Annotated in this window: 2 protein-coding genes; both read left to right on the plus strand. The window is 69.3% G+C overall.

The window, feature by feature from the left end; genetic code table 11:
• A partial coding sequence (istA, locus tag CRP50_RS24690; RefSeq protein WP_097281852.1) for an IS21 family transposase occupies positions 1–1245 on the plus strand: 1245 nt, incomplete at its 5' end.
• Positions 1242–1759: ATP-binding protein (locus tag CRP50_RS24695; protein ID WP_176525349.1), on the plus strand; the 518-nt coding region annotated here is incomplete at its 3' end. The genes istA and CRP50_RS24695, both read left to right, overlap by 4 nt.

The raw sequence follows: 1759 nt of genomic DNA on the forward strand, positions 1-1759 counted from the left end.
GAACTGGAGCGGCGCTATCCGCATCAGAACTGGCCGTCGCGCCGGCGGACGCTGGAGCGCCGGATCCGGGAGTGGCGCGCGCTGAAGGGGCCGGAGAAGGAGGTCATCTTCCGCCAGGCCAACCCGCCCGGCCGGATGGCCTTGTCTGACTTCACCGACGCCGCCGAACTGGCGGTGACCATCAACGGCACGCCGTTCGCGCACCGGCTCTACCATTTCGCCCTGGCCTACTCGGGCTGGCAGTATGCCGAGGTGGTGCAGGGGGGCGAAAGCTTCGTCGCCCTGGCCGCCGGCCTCCAGAACGCCCTCTGGTCCCTGGGCGGCGTCCCGGCCGAGCACCGCACCGACAGCCTGTCGGCGGCGTTCCGGAACCTCGACAAGGAGGCGGCGGCGGACATCACCGGCCGCTACGAAGGGCTCTGTGGTCACTACGGCATGGTCCCGAGCCGCAACAACCGTGGCATCGCCCACGAGAACGGCGCCATCGAGAGCCCGAACGGCCACCTGAAACGGGCCCTCGACCAAGCCCTCCTGCTCCGAGGCAGCCGAGACTTTCCCGACCTGGATGCGTACCGCCGCTTCGTCGCCGAGGTCGTGGGCCGGGCCAATGTCCGGCGCCGCGAGATGCTGGCTGTCGAGAAGCCGCTCCTGCGCGCCTTGCCGCCGCGCCGGACGGTGGACTACGAGGAGGCTCGGGTGCTGGTCACCACCGCCGGCGGCTTCGTCCTGCGCAAGGTCTTCTATACCGCACCATCGCAGTTCATCGGCCACCATCTCCGGCTGCGTATCCACGACGACCGGCTCGAAGGCTTTCTCGGTGGCACTCCCGTGCTGACCCTGCCGCGCGGGCGCGCGCCCGTCGGCAACGGCCACGGCTACGTCGTCAACTACCACCACGTCATTCACAGCCTGCGGCGCAAGCCCCAGGCCTTCCAGAACCTGGTCTACCGGGACCACCTGTTTCCGCGGACCGAGTACCGGCGGACCTGGGACGCCATGACGGCATCCATGGACCCGCGCGTCGCCTGTCGCACCATGGTCGGCCTCCTGGCCCTGGCCCATGACGCCGGATGCGAGGCGGATCTGGCACGGCGACTGGGCGAGGATCTCGACCACGGACGGCTTCCCGATCTTGCCGCTCTGCGGACGGCCTTTCCCGTCAACGGCGGGACGGTTCCGGACGTGACCGTGGTGCTGCCCTCGGCGTCGGACTATGACGTCCTCGTCGCGGGAGCCAGCCGATGAGCATCTCCGTCGATGTCGCCAAGCTGCCCCTGCTCCTCACCGAGCTGCGCCTGCCGACCATCAAGCAGTTCTGGGAGGAATTCGCCGAACGCGCCGACAAGGAAGGCTGGCCCGCCAGCCGGTTCCTGGCGACGCTCGCCGAGCTGGAACTCGCCGAACGGGAGCGCCGGCGCATCCAGCGGCACCTCGTGGAGGCCAGGCTGCCCTCCGGAAAGACCCTCGACACCTTCGACTTCTCGGCGGTGCCGATGGTCAGCAAGGCACATGTCATGGCGCTCGCCGCCGGCGACGGCTGGCTCGACCAGGGCAAGAACCTGCTGTTCTTCGGCCCGCCCGGCGGCGGGAAGACCCACCTCAGCGCCGCCCTCGGCCATACGCTTATCGACAACGGGTTCCGCGTCCTGTTCACCAGGACGACCGACCTCGTCCAGCGCCTCCAGACGGCCCGGCAGGACCTCGCCCTGGCGAGCGCCATCGACAAGCTGGACAAGTACGACCTGCTGATCCTCGACGA

Origin of the sequence: Caenispirillum bisanense (genome assembly GCF_900230255.1) — a bacterium.
Taxonomy (GTDB): domain Bacteria; phylum Pseudomonadota; class Alphaproteobacteria; order Rhodospirillales; family Rhodospirillaceae; genus Caenispirillum; species Caenispirillum bisanense_A.